We start from the raw sequence: 23032 nt of genomic DNA, 5'->3' as shown, positions 1-23032 counted from the left end.
AGCTTCCGATGAAAAAAAGTATACATACGGTACTGGGTAATGTGGAACCGGAAAATATCGGGTTCACCCAGTGCCATGAGCATATCATGCTAAGCCGCGGGCGGTCCTCTGAAATCAATCCGGCGCTCTGCATTGATGACCTGGAGAAGTCTCTGGTTGAGACGGTTGCTTACAGGAGAGCCGGCGGAAGCGCGCTGGTAGAGGCCCAGCCGGGCGGCTGCTGCCGGGATTCTGAAAGCCTGACAGAGATCGCGGTGAGAAGTGGGGTTCATATCATCGCATCCACGGGTTTTCACAAGCTCCAGTTTTATCCGGAAACCCACTGGATCCGTTCTGTCAGCGAAAAGGATCTGGCAGAGTTCTGTATCGGGGAGCTGACCCAGGGTATGTTCACAGGTACGGACCAGGAATATCGTCCCAGGCAGGGCGGGGCAGCGGCAGGCATCATTAAGACCGCGTTAGATATCTGTAATCTGGAGGGTACTTACCGGACACTGTTCGGGGCGGCTGCCATCGCCCAGGCGGAGACAGGAGCCACGATGATGGTACATATTGAAAAGGGCAGTTCACCATTAATTTTGCTGGATTTCCTGAGAGAGCGGGGGGTGAATCTGGAAATGGTTTATTTCTGCCATATGGACCGAGCGTGCGGCGATACGGACATTTTTCTTCAGGTTCTGGAAGCCGGCGTTTCGCTGGAATTTGATACGATCGGGCGGTTCAAATACCACAGCGATGAGGCGGAGCTGGAGCTGATGAAGAGGGTGCTGAGCTGGGGCGGCGGCGAACAGCTGCTGTTTTCCCTGGACACTACCCGGTCCCGGCTGAAAGCCTACGATCCTGACGCCGTGGGGCTGGCGTATATCTTGAATACATTTGTCCCGGCCATGAGGAAGGCAGGAATATCAGAAAATCAGATTCAGAAAATATCTGTTGATAATCCGCGAAGAATTCTGGCTTGGTAGCTATGGAGGAAAGAAATGAACGTAAATGAAAGAATTGAAACATTGAAAATAGTTCCTGTAGTCGTAATCCAGGATGCAAAGGACGCGGTGCCGCTGGCGAAGGCTCTGACTGCAGGAGGGCTGTCTGTGGCGGAAGTCACTTTCCGCACGGACGCCGCTGAAGCCTCCATAAGGGCAATGACGGATGAATTTCCGGATATGCTGGTGGGAGCGGGAACTGTCACGAATGTGGAACAGGCGGAAAAGGCCATAGCCGCAGGGGCAAAATTTCTTGTGACTGCCGGTTTTAACCGCGCAGTGACAGAATATGCGGTAGAAAATAAACTTACTATCTATCCAGGGATATGCACGCCCACGGAACTGATGTTTTTGCTGGAATATCACCTGACTGTCGCAAAGTTTTTCCCGGCGGAGCAGTACGGAGGATTGAAAACGATCAAAGCGCTGTCGGCGCCCTTCCCTAATATACGTTTTATGCCCACCGGAGGGATTAACGCCGGCAATGTGAAAGAATATCTGGCGGATCCCAAGATCATTGCTTGCGGCGGCAGCTGGATGGTAAAGGATTCCCTGGTCCGGGAGGGTAAATTTGACGAGATTGAACGGTTAACTGCCGAGGCGGTTGCTCTCGTCCGGGATTAGAAGAGGAGGCATTGGGAGATATGGAAAAGTACAAGGTTCTGGTGACAGCGAGGTCCTTCGGCACGGCGGATCATAAGGCGGTAGAGCTCCTGGAAGCCAACGGCTGCGAGGTGATAAAACTGGTGGCGGCAGACGGTCCCGTCCCGGAACAGCTGCGCAGGGAGCTGCCTGGAGCTGATGCAGTGATTGCAGGGCTTGAAGAGTACGACAGTGAGCTGATCAGCTCAGGCAAAAACCTGAAAATCATTTCCCGCTATGGCGTGGGCTACGACAGGGTGGATCTCCGGGCGGCCGCTGACCGCGGAATAGCAGTGACAATCACCCCCGGGGCAAACGGCGATTCTGTTGCGGATATGGCGGTAGCCCTCATGATGGACTGTGCGAGGAATGTGACATATATGGACAACGGAATCAAAAGTAAAAACCAGGTGCGCCCTTCCGGGGTGGAGATGTGGGAAAAGACTGTTGGGATTGTGGGAGCCGGGAGGATTGGCAAAGGTGTGGCAAAGCGGTGCACGGGTTTCAATATGCGAATTCTGTGTTATGACCAGTATCAGGATGAAAAATTTGCGAAGGAGTGCGGGGCAGAATATGTGGATCTGGAAACACTGATCCGGGAATCAGACTTCATTACGATTCATTCGCCGCTGACGCCGGATACAGAGAATATGTTCAGTACAGCACAATTCCGGGCGATGAAAAAAGATGCAATCTTGGTAAATACCGCAAGAGGCGGAATTGTGGATGAAGAAGCTCTATATGAGGCGCTGAAAAACGGTGAGATCCGTGGGGCGGGGCTGGACGCGACCATGGCGGAGCCTCCTTATGAAAGCAGACTCTGTACACTGCCTAATTGTATTCTGACGCCACACGCTGGCGCCGCTACGAAAGAGGCGAGCAGCAAAATGAGCCTGATGGCGGCACAAAATGTATTGGACGTATTGCAAAACGGAAGTAGCCAATTTCAGGTGAGGTAAGAGTACAACCAGTATTTCATTCCCATTGCTGGAGGAATTCAGTTATTGTGTCATAGGGTGCCATACCGTTTATTCCAGTGCAGGCTGGCATCGACAAGTAATGGTATCTGTGATATGATTAAACCCTACCCGCAGGGCACCCTGTAATGTATGCCCTGTGGGTATAAAGTGTGGCAGAATGTCTATTGATTCAGTGAGAAGCTCGCTGGTATAGATGAAATCTCCTACAAATTACTCCAGGACTTCAAAGCGCTGGCTAACTGTTTCCATTTCCTTTTGACGTGCCTCAATGGTCTTGGTTGCCTGAGCTTTATCAGGAGCGGAGGCAGCGAATTCATTGAGCATTGACAGACTCTTTTTTCTTCCATCTGAAATTCTTATTTCCGGTCGTTCGGCCGCAGAATTCCAGAACACCAACCATAAGGTGGAAAGGGATGTTGCTCTTTTGGAGTGTCGTTGCTATAATTTTATTATTGGCAATCTATATCTTTTCTTTTTTATCATATAATGAAAGGGAAGCCATTGGAAGAGCGGACGCTTTTAGACTGTTTTATTTGCAGAAGCGATGGAAGTCCCTGAAAATATACAAATTTTGCTAAAAATTATCCTGACAGAGACATTTTGCTGAAATTTCCGCCCCAAACAGGGCCGGAGGAACGCAAGTCGTTCCTTTTCCGCTTTGCCCGGCTGGATGTGTGGGCCCAAAGTAGGGAGGATACAGTTTGGCTTCTGCAATAACAGCAGAGAGACGCTGGGGCTGGAACTGAAGGATGAAGCTGTCTGTATTTTGCGGAATACCCACGGAACCGGCAAAAAGGGGTGGAAACAGGTGTGAGATGGTTGAAAAAGGCAGCGCGGGCGGAGAGCATTGCGCAGTTTACAGAAGGGATGGATGTCTTTCCCCCAGGGATGAGAGAAGAAGACGGTGTGTTGAGCGGTAAAGAGGTGCTGAGTATGAAAAGGGTTTTCTTGATTGTTTTGGATAGTGTGGGCATCGGGGCATTGCCGGATGCGGGGCTTTATGGCGACGAGGGGAGCAATACTCTGAGATCTGCGGCCGGCAGCCCGTATTTTTCTATGCCTAATATGAGAAGGCTCGGGCTTTTTAATATTGACGGTATGGAATGGGCGGAAGGGGTGAATGCGCCTGCAGGTGCGTTCGGGCGTCTGGCGGAAAGCTCCAGGGGAAAAGACACGACGACGGGCCACTGGGAGATTGCGGGACTGGTTTCCGGCCGGGCCATGCCGCTGTTTCCGGAGGGCTTTCCGAAGGAGCTGCTGGAGGAATTGTCGGGGCGCGCCGGCCGGGGGATACTCTGCAATAGGCCTTATTCGGGGACTGAAGTAATCAGGGATTATGGCGAAGAGCATATCCGGACCGGTAATCTGATTGTGTATACCTCGGCGGACAGTGTGCTTCAGATAGCGGCTCATGAGGATGTCATTCCTGTGGAGGAGCTGTACAGGATCTGTGAGGCGGCCCGGGAACTCTGCAAGGGGCCGTATGGCGTGGGAAGGGTGATTGCCAGACCCTTTGAAGGAGAGTATCCCTTCAGGCGGACGGCAAGAAGGCATGATTATTCGTTAGTTCCGCCAGAAGATACAATGCTGGATGTGTTGAAACGGAGCGGTTTAGAAACCAGAGGCGTCGGCAAGATCGGCGATATTTTTGCGGGGAAGGGAATCAGCTCATCTGTACGGACATCTTGCAATGCGGAAGGGATTGACCGGACACTGGAGCATATGAATGCCGAATTTGACGGGCTGTGCTTTACGAACCTGGTAGACTATGATATGCTGTACGGCCACAGGAATGATGTGGACGGGTATGCGAAGGCGCTGACGTATTTTGACGAACGCCTGCCGGAATTGCTGAACGCTCTCAGAAGTGAGGACATTCTGATGGTTACTGCGGACCACGGATGCGACCCGGGCACGCCCTCTACAGACCATTCCAGGGAGTATGTGCCGCTGGTCATGGCGGGGGAACTGCTGAAGCCCGGCAGCAATATCGGTACGCGCGCTTCATTTGCCGACATCGCTGCCTCAATACTGGATTATTTCGGACAGGAAAATCCCGGTGCCGGGGAGAGCTTCCTGAACCAGATCTTGTCTATTCAATAAAGCTGTTTCTGTAATCGCTGGGGGAGACGCCGGTATGGGTCTTGAAGACCTTACTGAAATAGTAAGTATCTGAAAAACCCGTTTCTTCAGCGATTTCGTATATTTTCAGTTCGTTGTTCCGCAGAAGCCGCTTCGCGGCTTCCAGGCGGATTCCGTTTAAATATTCCACTATACTGTATCCGGTTTTGCTCCGGAAAATCGTACTCAGGTAATTCCGTGAGATTCCCAGTTCCCTGGCGATCTCACGGATGTTAAGCTTTTCCTTGTAATTTTTTTCCAGAATCTCGCAGCAGGCATCAGCCAGGTGACAGATTCTGTTTTCCGTGCCGCTTTTGATCCTTTCACTGATTTCTTCCAGCAGCTGTTCCGTGTAGGCGTAGAGGCTGTCGAGAGTTGTCTGAGAACTGGTTTCGAAATAGGGATTCCGGTTCATAAGCTCTTCATTTTTGTCCAAGCATCCCAGAGCCAGTGAGGATATGAAACAGCAGTAATGGATGGCGCTGTTCAGGTTGATGTCCCGATGCTCCTTAAGTTGCTGCAGCAGTTCTTGAAGCTTAAGAAGGAACTCATTTTTATCGGCGGTGGCTGAGGCTGCCGTCAGCTTATCCAGCGATTTTTTCAAATCCCAGTGAACATTTTCGGAAGGGGAATGTTCAGAAATGTCGTGAATACTGATGATGCTGACCATTTCCGTATAATTGTTATAGTTTAAAGCAAAGAGAGCTTCCGTATAGGAATCGCGGATTTGCCGGACGGAGGTGACCACGCCGCCGATGCCGATATTCATGCGCAGGTGCAGGTCGCTGATTAGCGACGCAGCCAGTTCGTCAAAGGCAGAGAGCAGGTCGTCGTCCAGAGAATCTGAGGATCCGCCTGCGATTACCGCGATGGTATCGCTGTTCATATGAAAAATATGGGAGCAGAGAGCGTGGTTTAACTGGTCTCCGATCAGTTTCCCCAGCGTGTACAGCTGAAGCGGTTCGTCGGCAGCGTCGGGAGCGGCGGCGGAATGCCCTATGTGTATGGCCGCAGTGATTAAATAGGGAAAACAGATCTGAAGGCCCAGAAAATGCTCCATACGGTGAATGGTCTCATTGTCTGGGGATTTTTGCAGCAGATCCTGAAAAAACTGTTCCCGCAGCAGGGGCTTGATGCTGTCGATTTCCTGGCGGTAGGTGTTCAGCTGAGAAATATAAGATCGCTTGTGCAGGATGTTTTCCTTAAGCTGCATCAGGAAATCCCGGATCTGTTCAGAAGTTACCGGCTTCAGGAGATATTCAATGGCTCCATAGTGAAGGCATTTCTGTGCGTAGTCAAATTCGTCGTGGCCGCTCAGCACGATCACGGCACAGTCTTTTTTTCTGCTTTTCATGTGCTGTAAGAAGGTGATTCCATCCATTTCCGGCATCTGCATATCCAGAACTACACCGTCAATCTCCTCCTCTTCCAGAAGCTCCAGCGCCGTCCTGCCGGTCACGGCGGTAAATACGTTGAATTCTTCCATGGACAGAGCGGTCTGTACGATACTTTCGCGGATCATCCACTCGTCATCGCATATTAAGAGATTCATTTTTTCCATAGTCAATACCCTCCGGGAAATATCTTTTAATTGTCTTGTGGGGAGTCCTGTCTGGCTTTTGTTACGATTCGTGTGACTGTCCGGCGGCCCCGGATCATTAGGCGCAGCCCCAGCCTTTTGTCGCCCGGGAATTCATAACGGATGCGGTCGTTTACGTTTTTCAGGCCGATGCCATGACGTCCCCTCTGCGGCGGGACAGGACTTTCCAGCCGCTGGTTGATTTCAAGCATCCGCTGTTCTGTCAGGCGGTTGCCGTCATCCAGCACCTCAAAGATCAACAGGTCTTCCTCTTTCCAGCCGCGGATGATAACGAGAGTCTGTCCGTCGGCTGGATCCTTGAGGCCGTGCTCCAGTACATTTTCGATAACGGGCTGGAGAATAATTTTAACGGTAAGAAGCTTCATTACATCCATATCTACGTCGATCATATAGCGGAAAGAATTATGGAAGCGTATTTTCTGTATGTCCATATAACTCCGTACCAGCCCAAGCTCCTGCTCTACAGGAATAAATTCCCGGGTGCGGTTAATGCTGGTATGCAGCAGCTGCGAGAGCGCAGCCAGCATAGCGGTGGCCTCTTTCTGCTTTCCCTCTTCAATCAGGTAAATTACAGATGAAAAGGTGTTATACAGAAAGTGGGGATTGATCTGTGCGCGGAGCGCCTCCAGATGCAGCTGCTGATTCTGAATCAGTGCTTTTTCCGAAGCCTCGCGGGATTCCTTCAGGCGTTCGGTCATGGTGATGAACTGATTCCACATCTGGCTGATTTCATCCTGAAATTTCGGATATTTCAGCGGGATGTTCAGGTTATTGTTGCCGATCTCCGCCATAGTGTCTGACAAATATTTCAGAGGCTTTGAAATGATGGAGGAGACCTGGGAGGACAGCAGAATGATAATCACAATACACAGCAGCAGAAGTATAATAAAAGAAGATACGGCATTCCTTGTAGAAGAATAAATATCATCATAGGGAATTACAGCGATGTAATCCCAATCAGAAGAGGAGGGGTTCTGATAGCTCAGGTAAAGGCATTGTTCATTCTGGTAATTTCCGTCGAAAGAATCCTGTCCCGTATAACCGGAGACGAAGTCCGACATGGATGTCCCAATCAAAGATTTATTCCAGGAGGAAATGATAGTCCCGCTGTTTACGATTAGCACATCAGAAGCCGGTATCTGCTTTGAACGGATCTGTTTTCTCGTGATCTCGGACAGCCTGGAGGTATCATAATTGACGCTCATCATTCCCACGGCTCTCAAATCCTCCGGATCGCGGATAAAACGGATATAGGGAAGCAGCCAGATGGAGCCGCAGGACAGTGGTTCTCCCCAGGTATAGGGCTGCTTAGTGTGCTTCAGCGTATCGCGGTACTGGTTGTATTGTGAAAACATCAGCCGTGACAATTCTGTTGAAGAGCTGGTGGACGAAAAGATTCCGTTACGCCCGATAATTACCGCGGAGTCACAATGAGTAGATAATTTTAAATTATAGAGAATTTTATACAGCTCATAGTTATCCTGGGCGGTGATGGAACTGTTATTGGCAAGCAGGTCAATCAGCAGATCCTCCATGGAAGCGTTAATGGATTTCTGGCGGAGATCTGAAATATCGGTGGAGACCATTGACTCAATCCATTGGAGGGAGCTGTTCACTTCTGCCTTGTAGCGTCTCATTTCCATGCCCCTGACCCTGGAAATATTGAGAAATGCCATGAGAGACAGGGGGACAATGGATACGATGAGCATCCAGAGTAAAATTTTATAATAAATGGAAAGATTGTGATAAATATGAATAAAACGCCGCATTTTCTGTCTCCTTCTTTCTGTTTCCATTTTAGAGTATATAAGAAATAATTGATAAATTAAATGGAAAGATTAAATAAAAAAAACATAAAAAATAGGTGAATAATACAAAAAATAGGTGGGTTTTTCATGTACTTAAAAAATTTTTAATGATATACTCCAAAACATATTGAACTGCATGCAGGAAGCATTGAGTACGAATGCAATATTATTCTGGAAGGAAGGATCATTAAGATTATGGGCAATGGCATAAAAGGAACTGGAACATCACCAAAGGTGTACTTTGGAAGATTTTGTAAAGAGTATATGTCGGTGGTGGGCATTATTCTTCTGAGCATTGTATTTACCATCTGTTCACCGTACTTTTTTACCTGGGATAACTGGAAGAACATTCTGCTGCAGACTTCTACGGTGGCCATTGTGGCGATGGGACAGGCGCTTTGCCTGCTGACTGGCAATTTTGATTTATCCCTGGGGCGTATCGTTGCCCTGGTGAGCTGCGTGGGGGCAATATTGATGAAGAGTGTCGGGCTGAATCCCCTTCTCGCGGTTATTCTCATGTTGCTGCTGGGCCTGGGCCTTGGCGTGTGGAACGGCATTATGACGGCGTACGTGGGACTTCCGGCTTTTATAGCAACACTGGGAACTCAGTATATCTGCTATGGTGTGGCAAAATTGATTACCAATGCTACGCCGATACCGAAGATGCCGGAGGAGATCGGCTGGCTGGGACGCGGTTACATCGGACCGGTACCCATCTGTGTGATTCTGATGGTAGTCCTGTACATAGTGGCACAGTTTATTATGGACCGAACCAAGCTGGGGCGCAACCTGTATGCGGTTGGCGGAAGCTCTGAAGCGGCATTTTTCTCAGGTATTAACGTAAAAAAATATGTGACAGGAACCTTTGCGGTCGGCGGGCTGCTGGCGGCTTTCGGAGGAATTGTCCTCATGAGCCGGCTGAATTCTGTAGCCATATCCAACGGTCAGAATTATGAATTTGACGGCGTAATCGCTTCTATCATCGGCGGTATCAGCCTGGCAGGAGGCAAGGGCAGGATTATCGGAACTATGTTCGGCTCCATTTTCCTGATCACGCTGTTCAATGGTTTTTCTCAGATCGGCGTAGATCCGTTTGTACAGGATGTTCTGAAGGGCTGCGTTCTCGTAATCGCGATCACACTGGATGTTCTGAGCAATAAGAAGAAAGCGTGACGGCTTCCGGACAGGAGCCGGCGAGAGAAAGGAATGGTTGGAACAGCGATGGAGAAAGATTACATATTTGAACTGAAGGGAATCACGAAGACTTTTCCAGGAGTGCGCGCGCTTGATAATATCAGCTTTGGGATCGAACGGGGTACGATCCATGCTCTGGTTGGAGAGAACGGTGCCGGAAAGTCGACGCTGATTAAAATACTGGCGGGGATTTATCATCCGAATGACGGTAAGATCATCATGAATCAGAAGGAACAGGTATTCGCGACGCCTGTCGAATCAAAAAAGGCCGGTGTTAGTGTGGTACACCAGGAAATTAAGCTGGCCGAGCCTCTGACGGTAGCGGAGAACATGTTCCTGGGTAATATGCTGATGAAGGGGAAACTGGTAGACTGGGCTGGAATGCGGCGCAGGGCCTGTGAAATTGTAGAAGAACTGCAGATGGATATAGACATCAATGAACGGGTATGCAATCTGAGCGTGGCCAAGAAACAGATCGTGGAGATTATGCACGCGATTAATAATAACAGCCGGCTGTTGATTATGGATGAGCCTTCCGCGGTGCTGACGGACCGGGAACTGAATGTTCTGTTTGAACTTGTGAAAAAGCTGAGAGAAAAGGGGATTACAATTATCTATATTTCTCACCGGCTGGAAGAGGTTTTTGAATTATCGGACAATGTGACTGTTCTCCGGGACGGACAGCATGTCGGAACCTTCCCCATTTCTGAGGTGGACAGGAAGACGCTGATTTCTCTGATGGTCGGACGTGAGATGGGACAGGAATATCCCAAGGAAGCGGCCAAGATAGGAGAGACGGTACTGGAAGTAAAACATTTGGTCAGGAATCGGGTGCTGAAGGATATCAGCTTTGAAGTTAAAGCCGGAGAGGTGTTCGGGATCTCCGGGCTGGTAGGAGCAGGGCGTACAGAGCTGGCTCGGGCCATTCTGGGGATTGACCGTTATGATTCCGGTGAAGTCTATGTGAAGGGACGGAAGGTACATTACAGGAATCTGAGAGAGGCTATCAACGACGGACTGGGTCTGATCCCTGAGGACCGGAAGCTCCAGGGCCTAGTGCAGATTATGTCTATCAAGAAAAATATCTGTATGGTAAACATAAACAAAATCATCAAAGGCGGCATGATACAGAAAAAACTGGAGCAGAAATACGCCGAAGAATATAGCCAGAAGCTGCATGTGGCGGCTCCTAATGTAGATGTCCAGGTACAAAACCTGTCCGGAGGGAACCAGCAGAAGGTAGTCATTGCAAAATGGCTGATGCAGGAAAGCGACATCCTGTTTCTGGATGAACCAACCAGGGGAATTGATGTGGGAGCCAAGGCGGAAATCTACCGTCTGATCAATGAGATCGTGAAGGAAGGGAAGACCGTCATCATGATTTCTTCGGAAATGCCGGAAATCCTGGGGATGTGCGACCGGATTATGATTATGCATGAAGGACGAAAGATGGGAGAATTGAGTCGAGAAGAGGCCAACCAGGAAAAAATCATGTCAATGTGCGTATAAATGGACATCTTAACGGCAAGGGCCGTAAAGATAAAAAGTAAGGGCAAAAAATAAGAAATGGGAAGAATGGAGGTAAAAGTATGAAAAGTAAGAAATTAGCGCTGGTGCTGACAGGCGTGATAGCAGTTACCCTGACCGCGTGCGGAACTCCTTCCACGGAATCTACAGCCGGGTCTTCTGCAGGTACCTCTGCAGAAAGCAGTACGGGGGCGTCTTCCGGTGACAGCAGCAAAGAAACCACAGGAAAAAGCACTGGAGCGGAAGAAGAAGGCAAGTCAGAGATCAGCGCGGATAATCCGCTGGCAGGTAAAAAGATCGGCTGCACGATTGTATACAAAGGGGATGAGTGGTGTTCGGCTCTGGCGTCTTGCTTGGAAGATGTGGCAGATAAATATGGCTGTGAAATTGTTGTGGAAGATGGTGATCTCAACGATGAGACTCAGTCCAAACAGGTAGAGAACATGGTTGCCGCAGGCGTTGATATGATTTTCGTGGATCCGGCCACCCCGGACGGCGTGACGGAAGCTATGAATAAAGCAGTAGATGCCGGTATTCCGATCTTTATTTATGACGGATACTGGAATGAAGATAAAGCAGTTACCACAGTTACCTGGAATCAGCCGCTGACCGGCGAACTCATGGCGGATTATGTCATTGACTATGTGGATAAAAACCTGAACGGCAAAGCAAAGGTAGTCGTTCTGACGCTTAAGAGCTCCACTCACTGCGTGGAAAGAGAAGAAGCGTTTAAGGAGGCAGTTGCCGGCCACGGAGGGATAGAAGTAATTAATACTCAGGACTGTGAAGGCAACCGTGAAAAAGGAGCCAATGCGATCACAAACATTGTAGAGCCTTTTGATATTGTAGTATCCGTGGTAGACAATGGCGCATGGGGCGCTGTATCTGCCTTGCAGGCGAGAGGGCTTACGGATGTCAAAGTGTTCTCCATGGGAGCGTACGGTTCAGAACCCTTTGAGGCGCTGAAGAATGAAGATCCCAATTACGAGGCTTGCGTTGTAGTACCACCCCAGGAGATTGCGGATACGATCTATCAGGCGGCCAGCGACTACTTTGAGGGAAAAGAAGTTGAAAAGACAACCAATATTGAGCTGGCAGTAGCCGATTCCTCAAATGTTACAGATTTCTGGACATTTCAGTAAATGAGAGGACGAGGTGTCCATGTATGGGTGCATGACGCTATGCGTTCTGCATGGACCCTTTTGGCTAATCCGTCTCTCAACCTGATTCTGCTGTATTCGGAGAATATGGCCACTGCCGGGAGCGCTGGCGCCGAAAAAGGAGGTCGATGTATGGAAATTGTCAGAGAAGAAAATCCAGAAGGTGGAAAGGGTTTTATGACCTTGAAGAAGCTTTTGGGAGAAGAAGAGATGCATGGGAATTGCGGGCTATATGCTGAAGTGACGATGGAGAAGGGCACGGAGCTGGGGTTCCACAGGCATTATGGAGAAAGTGAGACCTATTATATACTGTCCGGAGAAGCCGATTATAATGATAACGGAACAGTCCGCCCGGTAAGAGCAGGAGATGTGACCTATACCCCCAGTGGGAAAGGGCACGGGCTGACGAATACGGGAGACGGTGAATTTGTTTTTATGGCCTTGATTATTAAAGATTAAAGCTTTAAGTGATTGGAGCCTCAATTGATACATAGTCCGATTGGTGATATACTATGTGAAGCAGCAGTATTGATTCGAACGTAGGAGGAAGGAACTTGAAAGCATTTGTGGGAGTTCTTTTGGGGGCAGCCTGGATCTGCAGCCTCATGGCCGGATGCGGGAGAGAACAGGAAGCTGTGCCTGAAGATGAGCAGTCTTTAGAATCAGAATATACGATAGGCGTGTCCATGCTGTACCGGTCGGATGAGTTTTATATTGATATTGAGAATCTTCTGAAACGGGAGGCCGAAGAGCTGGGCATAGAACTGATCGTTCAGGATGCCAACTGCGATCCTACGGTTCAGATGAGACATTTTGAGGACTTTATACAGATGGATGTGGATGCGATCATCTTTTCCGCCTGTGATCCGGTCACCTGCAGTACCGCGGTGGCGGCTGCCAATGAGGCTGGAATTCCTGTGTTTACATTTGATTGTGATGCCGCTAACGACGAAGGGATTACAGCTGAAATGTGCAATGATTTCTATGAAGAGGGATATGAAGCTGGTGAATGGGCGAAGGAATACATTGCGGAGAACCTGAACGGGCATGCCCGGGTTGTGATCCTGGACTATGCCGCTTCATTTCTGGTCAGCGGACAGAGAGCCAATGGATTTGAAGATGCCGTGACAGAGATGGAGGGCGTGGAGCTGGTGGCCAGAGAAGATGGAAAGGCCACACGGACGGTCTGTATGGAACTGATGGAAGATTTGATAGAAACCTATAACGGGGACATAGACCTGGTGTTCGCAATCAACTATGAGTCGGGCGCAGGAGCGATTTCAGCATTGAAAGCGGCGGATGTGGAGGCGTGTGTCATCTGTGCGGCATGGGGTGAAGAACCACTTCAGCAGCTTTCGGGAGGAGATCCCTATCTTAAAGCGGTTCTTCTGGGCGATCCCAGGGATCAGGCGAGGATACTCCCGATTGCCAAAGATTATCTGGACGGTAAAAAAATAGAGAAATATAACGAATACAGCTATCATCTGGTAACCAGCGAGACTCTGGATGAGATGATTGACTGGAGAGAAATCATTCAATTAAGAGATTAACTAATATTTGTGTCAGCCATACATTAAAGAAGGCGGTGCGATGGGAAACCACGCGCCGCCTTCGAATGTGAATAAAACAAAATCCCCCGGCACATAATATGTGAAACGGAAACGGGGGATTTTATTATGAGCAAAATCAAGGGAATGCAGAGCCTTGCATTCGAGAAAGAGGTATATATTCTCTCGGCGGCCTCTGTGGTGGGCAAGCTGGAAGGGGAAGGGCCTTTGGGGAAATGCTTTGATTATGTGGAAGAGGACCCTATGATGGGTGTGGGAAGCTGGGAAGAGGCAGAAAGCCAGATGCAGCTCAAGGCGGCCAAGGGAGCTCTGGAGAAGGCGGGGAAAAAACCGGAGCAGATCCGGATGATTTTTGCGGGAGACCTGCTGGCCCAGTCGATTGCTTCTTCCTTTGGAATCGTTGAACTGGAGCGGCCTGTTTACGGGTTGTTTGGCGCATGCTCTACCATGGGCGAGGCGCTTTCTCTGGGGGCTATGACAGTGGCTGCCGGATATGCGGAGCATGTGCTGTCGCTGACTTCCAGCCACTTTGGAAGCGCGGAGAAGGAATTCCGTTTTCCTCTGGCTTACGGAAACCAGCGTCCGCCGTCGGCCACTTGGACTGTTACAGGAAGCGCGGCCTGTGTGCTGGCCGGCAGCAAAACAAAGGCCGAGATTGCGGGAATAACTTCCGGAAAAATCGTTGATTATGGATTGAAGGACTCTCAGAATATGGGAGCCTGCATGGCTCCTGCGGCCTGCGACACGATCTCGAGGCATTTTATGGATTTTAACCGCCAGCCGGAAGAATATGACCATATCATAACCGGAGATCTGGGCACAGTTGGAAAAGAAATTTTGCTGGAGCTGCTTCAGCAAAAGGGCTATGACATTTCACGGCAGCACATTGACTGCGGAATGCTGGTCTATGATGAGAAGAGCCAGGATACCGGAGCAGGAGGCAGTGGCTGCGCCTGTGCGGCAACCGTCTTTGCGTCTTATATACTGCCCAGGATAGAGGACGGGACCTGGAAGCGGATACTTTTTGTCCCCACAGGGGCGCTGATGTCGAAGGTCAGTTTTTATGAGGGCCAGAGCGTGCCGGGCATTGCTCAGGGCGTCATGGTGGAATACGCCGGAAAGGAGGAATGATATGGATTATCTTCAGGCATTTTTGGTGGGCGGACTGATCTGCGCCCTGGCACAGATATTACTGGACCGGACGAAGATGATGCCGGGCCGGATCATGGTACTCCTGGTATGCACGGGCGCCGTTTTAAGCTTTCTGACGTTGTTCGAACCGCTGCAGGAGTTTGCAGGCGCAGGGGTGTCAGTTCCGCTGATTGGCTTCGGACACCTGCTGTTCAACGGCGTAAAGGAAGCGGTCAATGAAAAAGGAATCTTAGGTCTCTTCATGGGCGGATTCAAAGCCTGTGCGGCCGGCATATCTGCGGCGTTGATCTTCGGATATCTGTCGGGGCTGATCTTCAAGCCGAAAATGAAAAAGTGATTTCTGTCAGACAAAGCTGTCATCCGCTGCTTCACGTAAGCAGGGAGGGCAGCTTTTGATTTTTAGGGTCAGAGGTATTTGGGGTTCGTATCAGTCTGAGTCTGTGTTCCAGATGCTGCGGTAAGAATGGGGAGTGAGCTGTTCATATTTTTTGAACAGTTTAATAAAATAGCTGACATTGTCGATGCCTACCTTTTGGGCGATGTAAAATACAGGGGCGTCTGAATGGCGGAGCATTTTCTTGGCGGCAAAGGGTCTAACCAGGCAGTTACGGCTGCCAAATTGGGGGCAGATATTAAGCTGATCTGTAAAATAGGACATGACCGGTATGCGGAAGAAGCGGCAGCCATGTACCGGTCACTGGGATTATATGGAGACGTTATCATCCAGGACGAGACAGAGAATACCAGTGTAGGCGCGGCCATTTCCATTTATCTCGGTGCCAATAAGAATTTAACAGTTGAAGAAGTGACCGGCAAGCTTCGGTCTGATCCTGAGAAACCGTTTTTAGTGGGTTTTCAGTTGGAAAATGATCCGGAAATGGTTGCAGATTGCATTAAAGCGTGTCGTGAGATGGGGATAGATACGCTCCTTGATCCTGCTCCGGCGGCTCCGCTGCACGGATGGGTCTATCCATATCTCACCTATATTAAACCCAATGAGCATGAGGCGGCCGCGCTCAGCGGAATTCCTATTGCCGGCATTGAAGATGCCTTTTCGGCCGGGCGCTGATTTTTGAAGGCCGGAGTAAAGACTGCAATTATTACGTTGGGAGAACAGGGTACGGTTTGCCTGACCGGTGACAAAGAGATGTATTTCCCCACTATTTCGGTAAATGCGGTGGACACGACAGTCGCGGGCGATGTATTCAGCGGCAGTTTCATGAAAGCACTTGCCGGGGGATTGGACCTTGAGAAAGCAATAGTATATGCCAGCTGCGCCGCGTCACCTTCTGTGACCAGGCAGGGTGTGACAGAATCGGTTTCGGATGCCGGTGAGGTCTGGGATTTGTTCCTGAAGCAGCAGACAATGGAGGAGGAGAAGCGATGACGGTAAGAGAGAGAATGATGTGCTGCTATCGCGGAGAAAGCGTCGATAAACCGGCGCTTGGCATATATACCAGATACTTAAAGCGCGGGAATATGGAGCGTCTGGCAAGGAACAACGGATTGGGAATCATCGATTATGTGGCGCTGACCTCACAGATTAGCCCGCCGTGGCACCTGCTGCCGGAATTCATTTCTTCAGTGAAACATACAGATATCAGCATAGAATATTATTGAGAGCGCGGGCACAAAAGGCAGCGGAGAAAATATGTTACTCCTGTGGGAAGTGTTTATGCGGATGTGGGAGAGTCCAAAGGGGGCGGAAGTGAACACATTTCACATTATTATATTCAAACCCCGGAAGATTACCGCACTATGAAATACATAGTAGAGAATATTGAACTGTCCAGCAACGAAGAGATATTTCGGAAACGCATGGAAGATTTGGGGGAGGACGGTGTTGTGCTGGGGCGCCTGGACAGAACTCCTTATCAGAAGCTGATGCTGGAGCTGGTAGGGGGAGAAAAATTCCTGATGGATCTATATGAAGATCCAGAACCTGTAGAGGAGCTGATGGATGCTTTATACAGGAAGATGGATGAGTAAATAGAACGGGTCATGGACAGCAGCGCTGAAATACTCTGGATGCCGGAAAATGTTACGGTAGATATGACGCCGCCGTCCCAATTTGAGAAATATCATCTGGGGGCCTATCAGAAATACACAAATTGGGCGCATCAGTCAGGTAAGACAGTTATCGCGCATTTTGACGGAAAAGTGAAGCCGCTGCTGGGGACGATACCTTTGTCCTCCCGGGTTCAGTGGTTTTAGAGGATAAGATTCTTCTATATGGCATATAATATTGCTGCAGAACAAAATAACGGAGGTTGCACTTTCGATAGGCGGGTTGTATAATAAGGAAAAAGAAAATTTCGGGGGTATCATGGACGAGACAATCTACAGACGGTTTTGCGAAATTGCAGGGAGTGCCTGCGTGCTGGTTGATGAACCCATGAAGAGACACACAACCTTCCGTATCGGAGGGCCGGCAGATTATTTTGTCTGTCCGGATTCGAAGGAGAAACTCCGTCAGGTGCTGGCGCTGTGCCGGGAAGAGGGCCTTCCCTGGTTTATATTGGGGAATGGCAGTAATCTTCTGGTCAGCGACCAGGGCTATCGCGGTGTGATTATACAGATTTACAAGAATTTTCAGCAAGTGGCGATAGAAGGAGAACGAGTCACGGCGGGAGCGGGGATATTGCTTTCACGGCTTGCCAGTCTTGCCTGCGAGAGCAGTCTGGCAGGGCTGGAATTTGCCTCCGGGATTCCGGGAACGCTGGGCGGAGCGGCAGTGATGAATGCCGGAGCCTACGGCGGAGAGATGAGGGACGTCCTGTCGGGAGTGACAGTCCTGGATCAGAAGGGCGGAATTCAGCATTTGGATGCAGAGGAACTGCAGATGGGATACCGAACCAGCCTGGTGAAAGAAAGAGGCTGGATCGTGGCGGAGGCAGAGCTTCTGCTGACGCGCGGCGTGCAGGATAAGATCCGGAAGAGAATGGAAGAGCTGAAAGAAGCGCGGTGCGCGAAGCAGCCTCTGGAATATCCCAGTGCGGGAAGCACCTTCAAGCGCCCGGAGGGTCATTTTGCAGGGAAGCTTATTATGGACGCAGGCTTACGGGGAGTACGCGTGGGTGGAGCCATGGTGTCAGAGAAGCACTGCGGTTTTGTGATTAATGCCGGTGATGCCACGGCCTGGGATGTGATGAAACTGATGAGGCAGATACAGGAAACCGTTTGGGAAAAGTTCCGTCTCCGCCTGGAGCCGGAGGTTCGGTTCCTGGGGGATTTTAACGGAGGATGCGGGGAATGCTGATGCGTTTTGTGATTGTGACCGGAATGTCAGGCGCAGGAAAGAGCACAGCGTTGAAGATGCTGGAGGATGCAGAATATTTTTGCGTGGATAATCTTCCAATCTCTCTGATTGAGAAGTTCGCCCAGCTGACCATGGACGGAACCGAGGGCAAAATCAAAAAAGTGGCCCTCGGAGTGGATATCCGCAGCGGCGAGGTTTTGGCCGATCTGCAGGCAGTTCTGGAGAAGATGAGCCTATCCGGAATAAGGTATGAGATCCTGTTCCTGGATGCCAATGACGAAACGCTGGTGAAGCGTTATAAGGAAACCCGCCGGAGCCATCCGCTGTCAGGCAAAGGACGGGTAGAGAGCGGAATCCAGAAGGAGAGAGAACAGCTGGATTTTCTGAAGAAGCAGGCAGATTATATCATAGATACCAGCCAGCTTCTGACCAGAGAACTGAAGTCAGAGCTGGATAAAATATTTATTCAGAACCAGGAATTCAAAAGCCTCATGGTAACAGTCTTATCGTTTGGGTTTAAATATGGGATTCCTGCTGATTCTGATCTGGTGTTTGATGTGCGGTTTCTGCCGAATCCCTATTACATAGATGAGCTGAAGCGTCTGTCGGGTAACGATGAGCCGGTATACGATTTTGTGATGGGGTTTGAAGCGGCACAGATCTTTGCCGGCAAACTGGTGGATATGATACGGTTCCTGATTCCGAATTATATCGAAGAAGGGAAGAATCAGCTGGTGATCTCCATTGGCTGTACCGGAGGCAAGCACCGGTCGGTGACGCTGGCGAATGAGTTGTACCGGAGGCTTGAGGATTCCGGAGAATATGGCATACGCATTGAACATCGGGATATCGAAAAAGATGCGGTGCGCAAGGGGATGTGAAATAATGTCTTTTTCTGGTGAAGTAAAAGAGGAACTTTCCAGGCAGACGGCAGGTGCGCGGCACTGTCAGATTGCCGAACTGGCTGCGATCATCACCCTGTGTGGCAGCGTCCATATTTCAGTGAAGGATGAATACTGTATCCGCATGCAGACAGAAAATGTCTGGGTGGCAGATAAATATTTTCTTCTATTAAAGAGGATCTTTAAGATTAATCCGGAGGTATCCGTCAGGCGGAATGCCAGGCAGAATAAAGTGTCTGCCTATCAGATAATGGTTGCGGAGAATGATGATGCCAAGCGTGTCCTGCAGGCGGTCAAGCTGCTGACGCCGGAAGGCGCGCTGGCAGAGGATCTTCCGTTGGTCCACAACGTGATTGTCCAAAAGAATTGCTGCAGGCGAGCTTTTATCCGTGGAGCTTTTCTGGCCGCCGGTTCTATCAGCGATCCGAACCGGTTCTATCATTTTGAAATCGTATGTGACACGGAATACCAGGCAAAGCAGCTGAGGGATCTGATCCGGAGCTTGAAAATTGATGCGAAAACGGTCAAAAGAAAAAAATATCATATTGTTTATATAAAAGAAGGTTCGCAGATAGTAGACCTGCTGGGTCTAATGGATGCCAGGATGGCATTGCTGAAGCTGGAAAATGTCAGAATATTAAAAGAGATGAGGGGGAGTGTCAATCGAAAAGTGAACTGTGAGACTGCAAATATTAATAAAACAGTAAATGCGGCAGTCAAACAAATGGAGGACATCAGGTATATCCGGGATACGATAGGTTTCTCAGGGCTTTCAAATGGACTTGACGAAATAGCACGGCTTCGGTTACAATATCCAGAAGCGACACTCAAAGAATTAGGTTTACTGTTGAATCCACCGGTTGGAAAGTCTGGTGTAAATCATCGCTTGAGAAAGCTGAGCAGCATTGCGGATGAGCTGAGAGAAAGTAAGGAGGAGAATTATTATGATCAAAAAACCAATCACGATTCAGATTTCTAGCGGGCTTGAGGCAAGGCCCATTGCTATGCTGGTGCAGGTGGCCAGTCAGTTTGAGAGCGAGATTTACGTGGAGAGCGGTAAGAAAAAGGTGAATGCAAAAAGTATCATGGGAATGATGACCCTGGGACTGGATACCGGTGAAAATGTGACAATAACAGTTAATGGTGCGGATGAAACGGAAGCCATGAGTCAGATAGAAGGTTATCTCACTAATAAATAGAGACGGAAGAAGAGTATGATAAAAAAGGATGATACAACAGCATTTCAGCTGATCGTATCATCCTTTTTAAATGGTCAGTTAGCTTCCGGAAGTTCCTGTGGTTCAGGCTCGGGAAGCGATATCAGCGCCACATGGTCCATGGCTTCTTCGGCGATCCCTACGCAGTTGTCTGCGATACGGTCCAGATTGTACAGGATATTGGAAAAGTCGCTGGTCAGTGCAGCGTCGCATTCTCCGGAATTCACCCTGGCCAGATGAGCTTTGTTCAGCTGCTTTTGGATTTTCCGGATCTTATTTTTGTGTTTTACAACCCGTTGGGCAACATCCAGGTTGCCGGCCTGCAGCGAGCCCATGGCATCTCTGTATAATTTTCCCAGAAGACGCATCCCCCGGTTCAGTTCGCCGGAGGCCTCTTCTGAAAGTGGCCTTCCGGTGGAACGGATGTGTTCAATGCTGTCGGAGATTTCTTCACAGCGGTCTGCGATGCGGTCTACATTATTGGAAACATATAAGAATCCGGCAATCTGTTCAGACTGCCTGGCCGTCAGGTTACCGCTGGAAAACAGCTTCGTGATATAGCGGGCGATGCTGGCGTGCAGCTTTTTGATCGACTGCTGCAGATGCAGATAAGTGTCTCTGGATGTACTGCTTACTTCTCCGGAGATGGTATCCTTCAACGCGCTCAGCATGGAGCCTGCGTCTGCCATCAGCCGTTTCATTTCCTGGGAGACCAGGTACATGGCGGCAGCCGGCTGCCCGATCATGCCGTCGTCCAGGAACTTTGGCTGAAAGGCGGCAGCTCCGGCGCTGTCCTGACCGGGAATCAGGAGTTTTACAATCTTTACCATTACAGGTATCAGCGGCAGCCAGATCAGGGTACAGACTACATTAAATATCGTATGGGCATTGGCGATCTGCCTGGAAATTACATCCACTTCAATGCCCGTTGGCGATATAAATGTCACAAATTGCGTCAAAAGCGGTATCAGGAACAGAAACAGAACGCTGCCGGTGAGATTAAAGACAGTATGCGCAATAGCAGTCCGTTTGGCATTTTTGGACTGTCCCACCGATGCCAGCAGGGCGGTGATCGTCGTTCCGATGTTGTTGCCGAGAAGGATCGGAATGGCTCCGGCCAGGCCGATGATGCTTGTTACCCCGTCCGGGCCTGCCTGGGCCGCAAAGTTCTGTAGGACCGCAATGGTGGCAGAGCTGCTCTGGACGATCATCGTCATGACAGTACCCAGAAGCACGCCGAGCACCGGAATGTCGGCGACTTTTCCCATGAGATCGATGAAGACAGGACTGTTGGCCAGTGGCTTCATGACGCTGCCCATGATTTCAATTCCTTCAAATAACAGACCAAAAGAGAAAATAACAAGTCCGATGTTCTTGATTTTCTCTTTCTTTGCTACGAAATTCAGAATAAAACCGATAAATATAATAGGGTAAATGTAATCGCTGATCTGAAAGGCGATCAGCTGGGCAGTCATCGTGGTGCCGATATTGGCGCCGAAAATAACGGAAATAGCCTGCGGAAGGCTCATAAGCCCTGCGCTTACAAAACCTATGACCATGACTGTTGTGGCGGAGCTGCTCTGCAGGACCGCCGTGACCAGCGCGCCGGCCAGGGCGCCCATGACCGGGTTTTTTGTCAGGAAGCCCAGGATGTTTTTCATTTTTTCTCCTGCTGTTTTCTGCAGTGCGTCACTCATGCTGGACATTCCGTACAAAAACAATGCCAGGCCTCCGGCCAGCCCAAAGATAATCTTTACCGTCTCATTCATTTTTTCATCCTCATTTTACATGATTTTACATAAAAATACACAAAACTTTACACAATAATAGCATAACCTCTTTTTGTACATTCGCTACCGCATCTGTGTAAAATAAATGTTAAATCTATGTAAAATTGAGGCCGCCGGGAGGCGAAAAAATGCCCGGCAGTATTGATTCGCCTGCCGGGCATTGAAAATACAAAACTTTTAACAATGGATCAGATGTCCGCCAAATTCTGAAGAGCGGTATCTCTGATCAGAGCATTGCCATGTTCCAGCAAATAGGCCTCTCCGGAAGCAGAAAAGGTCTCGTTCGTTCCATACTCTGAAAGAATATTGCAGACCTTATTGAAGGCCTCCGGAGTACAGTCGGACTGGTGCAGTACCAGCTGATAGCTGCCAAGTGTCTCATTTTTATACAGTGAGTTCCTTCCGGAATAAAAGTGGTTCAGGCCGTGGGCTGCCAGGATGGCATCGTCCAGGGATCGGAACCGGAAAGACTGGACCAGATTGACTGGTGTCTTCTCCGTATCCTGAGCCGCTTTCTGACTGGAAGATTTTTTCGTATCTTTTTTGGTACTGCCGTTCTGTATTTTGTTCTTTGCTTCATAGATCTTCTGGAACAGATCCAGGATATCATCTGCTCCGGAAAACTGAGGTGCCTTTGCCGTGTCCGACTCGTCACCGGAGGGAGAGAACTTGGAAAAGCGTGTGTCCAGCTCCTCCGGATCTTCCACCTTTGTGATGATCAGTACAATGCTGTCCGGTGCTACGGGAATCGCCTCTATCATCAAGGGTGAGTTGTCAGACTCAAAGCCAAATTCATAGTGAGCCTGCTGCATCATATCCTGAAACAAATTTTTTGCTTTTTCGGTGCCGTAAGCTAATTCACTGAGTTTGATTTTGCGGCTTGCCAGGTCGTCGCTTGTCAAGGTACAGCGGATCTGGCTGTCGTTAATCTTTTCAATCTTCATTCTATCACATCCCCTTCTTTAGCCAGTCTGAAATATTAAGAAGAAACTCTGTCTTTAGAAGATACACTTAGCTACGTTTATTATATGCGGCGCAAGAGCTATTGCGTCACATATAGTATATACCAAAATGCCCGGCGATGTAAAGAACTTCACAGAGTTTTTAGAAAATGTAAAAATATGCTTGA

23 protein-coding genes and 1 pseudogene are annotated in these 23032 nt (G+C 49.4%); 19 read left to right on the top strand and 5 right to left on the bottom strand.

The window, feature by feature from the left end; all coding sequences use genetic code 11:
* The first annotated feature begins 8 nt into the window (after positions 1-8).
* The 4 genes from H9Q79_RS11500 to H9Q79_RS11485 all read left to right on the top strand — a co-directional run bounded on the left by H9Q79_RS11500 (position 9) and on the right by H9Q79_RS11485 (position 4708).
* Positions 9-965 (top strand): phosphotriesterase family protein, encoded by a 957-nt coding sequence (locus H9Q79_RS11500; RefSeq protein WP_249328334.1) that lies wholly within the window; start codon positions 9-11, stop codon positions 963-965.
* Positions 966-980: 15 nt separating this feature from the next.
* Positions 981-1607 (top strand): bifunctional 4-hydroxy-2-oxoglutarate aldolase/2-dehydro-3-deoxy-phosphogluconate aldolase, encoded by a 627-nt coding sequence (locus H9Q79_RS11495; RefSeq protein ID WP_118644175.1) that lies wholly within the window; start codon positions 981-983, stop codon positions 1605-1607.
* A gap of 20 nt (positions 1608-1627) precedes the next feature.
* Complete coding sequence (locus H9Q79_RS11490) at positions 1628-2584, top strand: phosphoglycerate dehydrogenase (protein ID WP_118644177.1); 957 nt, start codon at positions 1628-1630, stop codon at positions 2582-2584.
* A gap of 954 nt (positions 2585-3538) precedes the next feature.
* Positions 3539-4708 (top strand): phosphopentomutase, encoded by a 1170-nt coding sequence (locus tag H9Q79_RS11485; protein ID WP_249329717.1) that lies wholly within the window; start codon positions 3539-3541, stop codon positions 4706-4708.
* On the opposite strand, the gene H9Q79_RS11480 is transcribed toward H9Q79_RS11485, so the two are convergent.
* Positions 4698-6287 (bottom strand): response regulator, encoded by a 1590-nt coding sequence (locus tag H9Q79_RS11480; protein WP_118644179.1) that lies wholly within the window; start codon positions 6285-6287, stop codon positions 4698-4700. The genes H9Q79_RS11485 and H9Q79_RS11480 overlap by 11 nt on opposite strands.
* 26 nt (positions 6288-6313) lie before the next feature.
* Positions 6314-8095 (bottom strand): sensor histidine kinase, encoded by a 1782-nt coding sequence (locus H9Q79_RS11475; protein WP_249328333.1) that lies wholly within the window; start codon positions 8093-8095, stop codon positions 6314-6316.
* 309 nt (positions 8096-8404) lie between these two features.
* Here H9Q79_RS11475 and H9Q79_RS11470 point away from each other — a divergent pair, with 309 nt between their 5' ends.
* The 7 genes from H9Q79_RS11470 to H9Q79_RS11440 all read left to right on the top strand — a co-directional run bounded on the left by H9Q79_RS11470 (position 8405) and on the right by H9Q79_RS11440 (position 15072).
* Positions 8405-9307 (top strand): ABC transporter permease, encoded by a 903-nt coding sequence (locus H9Q79_RS11470; protein ID WP_249328332.1) that lies wholly within the window; start codon positions 8405-8407, stop codon positions 9305-9307.
* Positions 9308-9340: 33 nt separating this feature from the next.
* Positions 9341-10837 carry a sugar ABC transporter ATP-binding protein gene (locus H9Q79_RS11465; protein WP_118644185.1) on the top strand — a complete coding sequence of 499 codons (1497 nt, stop codon included), beginning with the start codon at positions 9341-9343 and terminating at the stop codon, positions 10835-10837.
* 80 nt (positions 10838-10917) lie between these two features.
* A complete protein-coding gene (locus H9Q79_RS11460) occupies positions 10918-11997 on the top strand; it encodes a sugar ABC transporter substrate-binding protein (RefSeq protein ID WP_118644187.1) in 1080 nt (359 codons plus the stop codon).
* 150 nt (positions 11998-12147) lie between these two features.
* Positions 12148-12474 carry a cupin domain-containing protein gene (locus tag H9Q79_RS11455; protein WP_118644189.1) on the top strand — a complete coding sequence of 109 codons (327 nt, stop codon included), beginning with the start codon at positions 12148-12150 and terminating at the stop codon, positions 12472-12474.
* A 95-nt stretch (positions 12475-12569) separates the two neighbouring features.
* Positions 12570-13565, top strand: a complete 996-nt coding sequence (locus H9Q79_RS11450; protein WP_249328331.1) for a sugar ABC transporter substrate-binding protein — start codon at positions 12570-12572, stop codon at positions 13563-13565.
* Positions 13566-13691: 126 nt separating this feature from the next.
* A complete protein-coding gene (locus H9Q79_RS11445) occupies positions 13692-14714 on the top strand; it encodes a stage V sporulation protein AD (protein WP_249328330.1) in 1023 nt (340 codons plus the stop codon).
* A gap of 1 nt (position 14715) precedes the next feature.
* Positions 14716-15072: a SpoVA/SpoVAEb family sporulation membrane protein gene (locus H9Q79_RS11440; protein WP_249328329.1), complete on the top strand. Its 357-nt coding sequence runs from the start codon at positions 14716-14718 to the stop codon at positions 15070-15072.
* Between the two features lie 90 nt (positions 15073-15162).
* Here H9Q79_RS11440 and H9Q79_RS18650 read toward each other — a convergent pair whose 3' ends face one another.
* Positions 15163-15309 (bottom strand): AraC family transcriptional regulator, encoded by a 147-nt coding sequence (locus tag H9Q79_RS18650; RefSeq protein ID WP_408646425.1) that lies wholly within the window; start codon positions 15307-15309, stop codon positions 15163-15165.
* Here H9Q79_RS18650 and H9Q79_RS11435 point away from each other — a divergent pair.
* From H9Q79_RS11435 to H9Q79_RS11400, 8 genes and pseudogenes are all read left to right on the top strand, one after another.
* Positions 15298-16122: pseudogene (locus H9Q79_RS11435) on the top strand (ribokinase). The gene H9Q79_RS18650 and the pseudogene H9Q79_RS11435 overlap by 12 nt on opposite strands.
* Positions 16119-16355 (top strand): hypothetical protein, encoded by a 237-nt coding sequence (locus H9Q79_RS11430; protein WP_249328328.1) that lies wholly within the window; start codon positions 16119-16121, stop codon positions 16353-16355. Before H9Q79_RS11435 ends, H9Q79_RS11430 begins: the two are co-directional and overlap by 4 nt.
* A 138-nt stretch (positions 16356-16493) precedes the next feature.
* On the top strand, positions 16494-16724 hold the full coding sequence (locus H9Q79_RS11425) for a hypothetical protein (RefSeq protein WP_147371427.1): 231 nt from the start codon (positions 16494-16496) through the stop codon (positions 16722-16724).
* A gap of 12 nt (positions 16725-16736) precedes the next feature.
* The gene (locus H9Q79_RS11420; protein ID WP_118644203.1) at positions 16737-16949 is read left to right on the top strand and encodes a hypothetical protein; all 213 of its coding nucleotides are present in this window, start codon (positions 16737-16739) and stop codon (positions 16947-16949) included.
* A gap of 112 nt (positions 16950-17061) precedes the next feature.
* The gene (gene murB / locus H9Q79_RS11415; RefSeq protein ID WP_118644223.1) at positions 17062-17994 is read left to right on the top strand and encodes a UDP-N-acetylmuramate dehydrogenase; all 933 of its coding nucleotides are present in this window, start codon (positions 17062-17064) and stop codon (positions 17992-17994) included.
* Complete coding sequence (rapZ, locus tag H9Q79_RS11410; protein WP_118644225.1) at positions 17994-18875, top strand: RNase adapter RapZ; 882 nt, start codon at positions 17994-17996, stop codon at positions 18873-18875. The genes murB and rapZ overlap by 1 nt, the downstream gene beginning before the upstream one ends.
* A gap of 4 nt (positions 18876-18879) precedes the next feature.
* Complete coding sequence (whiA, locus tag H9Q79_RS11405; RefSeq protein WP_118644205.1) at positions 18880-19875, top strand: DNA-binding protein WhiA; 996 nt, start codon at positions 18880-18882, stop codon at positions 19873-19875.
* Positions 19841-20095 (top strand): HPr family phosphocarrier protein, encoded by a 255-nt coding sequence (locus H9Q79_RS11400; RefSeq protein ID WP_118644207.1) that lies wholly within the window; start codon positions 19841-19843, stop codon positions 20093-20095. The genes whiA and H9Q79_RS11400 overlap by 35 nt, the downstream gene beginning before the upstream one ends.
* 74 nt (positions 20096-20169) lie before the next feature.
* On the opposite strand, the gene H9Q79_RS11395 is transcribed toward H9Q79_RS11400, so the two are convergent.
* Positions 20170-21882, bottom strand: a complete 1713-nt coding sequence (locus H9Q79_RS11395) for a Na/Pi cotransporter family protein (RefSeq protein WP_249328327.1) — start codon at positions 21880-21882, stop codon at positions 20170-20172.
* A gap of 209 nt (positions 21883-22091) precedes the next feature.
* Positions 22092-22847 (bottom strand): adaptor protein MecA, encoded by a 756-nt coding sequence (locus H9Q79_RS11390; RefSeq protein WP_118644211.1) that lies wholly within the window; start codon positions 22845-22847, stop codon positions 22092-22094.
* Positions 22848-23032 lie beyond the last annotated feature (185 nt).

Origin of the sequence: Wansuia hejianensis, from assembly GCF_014337215.1 — a bacterium.
GTDB classification, from domain to species: Bacteria; Bacillota; Clostridia; order Lachnospirales; family Lachnospiraceae; genus Scatomonas; species Scatomonas hejianensis.
This window is presented reverse-complemented; position numbering and strand designations above follow the sequence as displayed.

Excerpts from the sequence above, each read along its gene's own strand:
- H9Q79_RS11500 (WP_249328334.1), top strand. The coding sequence starts at position 9 with ATGAAAAAAAGTATACATACGGTACTGGGTAATGTGGAACCGGAAAAT.
- H9Q79_RS11495 (WP_118644175.1), top strand. The coding sequence starts at position 981 with ATGAACGTAAATGAAAGAATTGAAACATTGAAAATAGTTCCTGTAGTC.
- H9Q79_RS11490 (WP_118644177.1), top strand. The coding sequence starts at position 1,628 with ATGGAAAAGTACAAGGTTCTGGTGACAGCGAGGTCCTTCGGCACGGCG.
- H9Q79_RS11485 (WP_249329717.1), top strand. The coding sequence starts at position 3,539 with ATGAAAAGGGTTTTCTTGATTGTTTTGGATAGTGTGGGCATCGGGGCA.
- H9Q79_RS11480 (WP_118644179.1), bottom strand. The coding sequence starts at position 6,287 with ATGGAAAAAATGAATCTCTTAATATGCGATGACGAGTGGATGATCCGC.
- H9Q79_RS11475 (WP_249328333.1), bottom strand. The coding sequence starts at position 8,095 with ATGCGGCGTTTTATTCATATTTATCACAATCTTTCCATTTATTATAAA.
- H9Q79_RS11465 (WP_118644185.1), top strand. The coding sequence starts at position 9,341 with ATGGTTGGAACAGCGATGGAGAAAGATTACATATTTGAACTGAAGGGA.
- H9Q79_RS11460 (WP_118644187.1), top strand. The coding sequence starts at position 10,918 with ATGAAAAGTAAGAAATTAGCGCTGGTGCTGACAGGCGTGATAGCAGTT.
- H9Q79_RS11455 (WP_118644189.1), top strand. The coding sequence starts at position 12,148 with ATGGAAATTGTCAGAGAAGAAAATCCAGAAGGTGGAAAGGGTTTTATG.
- H9Q79_RS11445 (WP_249328330.1), top strand. The coding sequence starts at position 13,692 with ATGAGCAAAATCAAGGGAATGCAGAGCCTTGCATTCGAGAAAGAGGTA.
- H9Q79_RS11440 (WP_249328329.1), top strand. The coding sequence starts at position 14,716 with ATGGATTATCTTCAGGCATTTTTGGTGGGCGGACTGATCTGCGCCCTG.
- H9Q79_RS18650 (WP_408646425.1), bottom strand. The coding sequence starts at position 15,309 with ATGCTCCGCCATTCAGACGCCCCTGTATTTTACATCGCCCAAAAGGTA.
- H9Q79_RS11430 (WP_249328328.1), top strand. The coding sequence starts at position 16,119 with ATGACGGTAAGAGAGAGAATGATGTGCTGCTATCGCGGAGAAAGCGTC.
- H9Q79_RS11425 (WP_147371427.1), top strand. The coding sequence starts at position 16,494 with ATGAAATACATAGTAGAGAATATTGAACTGTCCAGCAACGAAGAGATA.
- H9Q79_RS11420 (WP_118644203.1), top strand. The coding sequence starts at position 16,737 with ATGGACAGCAGCGCTGAAATACTCTGGATGCCGGAAAATGTTACGGTA.
- murB (WP_118644223.1), top strand. The coding sequence starts at position 17,062 with ATGGACGAGACAATCTACAGACGGTTTTGCGAAATTGCAGGGAGTGCC.
- rapZ (WP_118644225.1), top strand. The coding sequence starts at position 17,994 with ATGCGTTTTGTGATTGTGACCGGAATGTCAGGCGCAGGAAAGAGCACA.
- whiA (WP_118644205.1), top strand. The coding sequence starts at position 18,880 with ATGTCTTTTTCTGGTGAAGTAAAAGAGGAACTTTCCAGGCAGACGGCA.
- H9Q79_RS11400 (WP_118644207.1), top strand. The coding sequence starts at position 19,841 with ATGATCAAAAAACCAATCACGATTCAGATTTCTAGCGGGCTTGAGGCA.
- H9Q79_RS11395 (WP_249328327.1), bottom strand. The coding sequence starts at position 21,882 with ATGAATGAGACGGTAAAGATTATCTTTGGGCTGGCCGGAGGCCTGGCA.
- H9Q79_RS11390 (WP_118644211.1), bottom strand. The coding sequence starts at position 22,847 with ATGAAGATTGAAAAGATTAACGACAGCCAGATCCGCTGTACCTTGACA.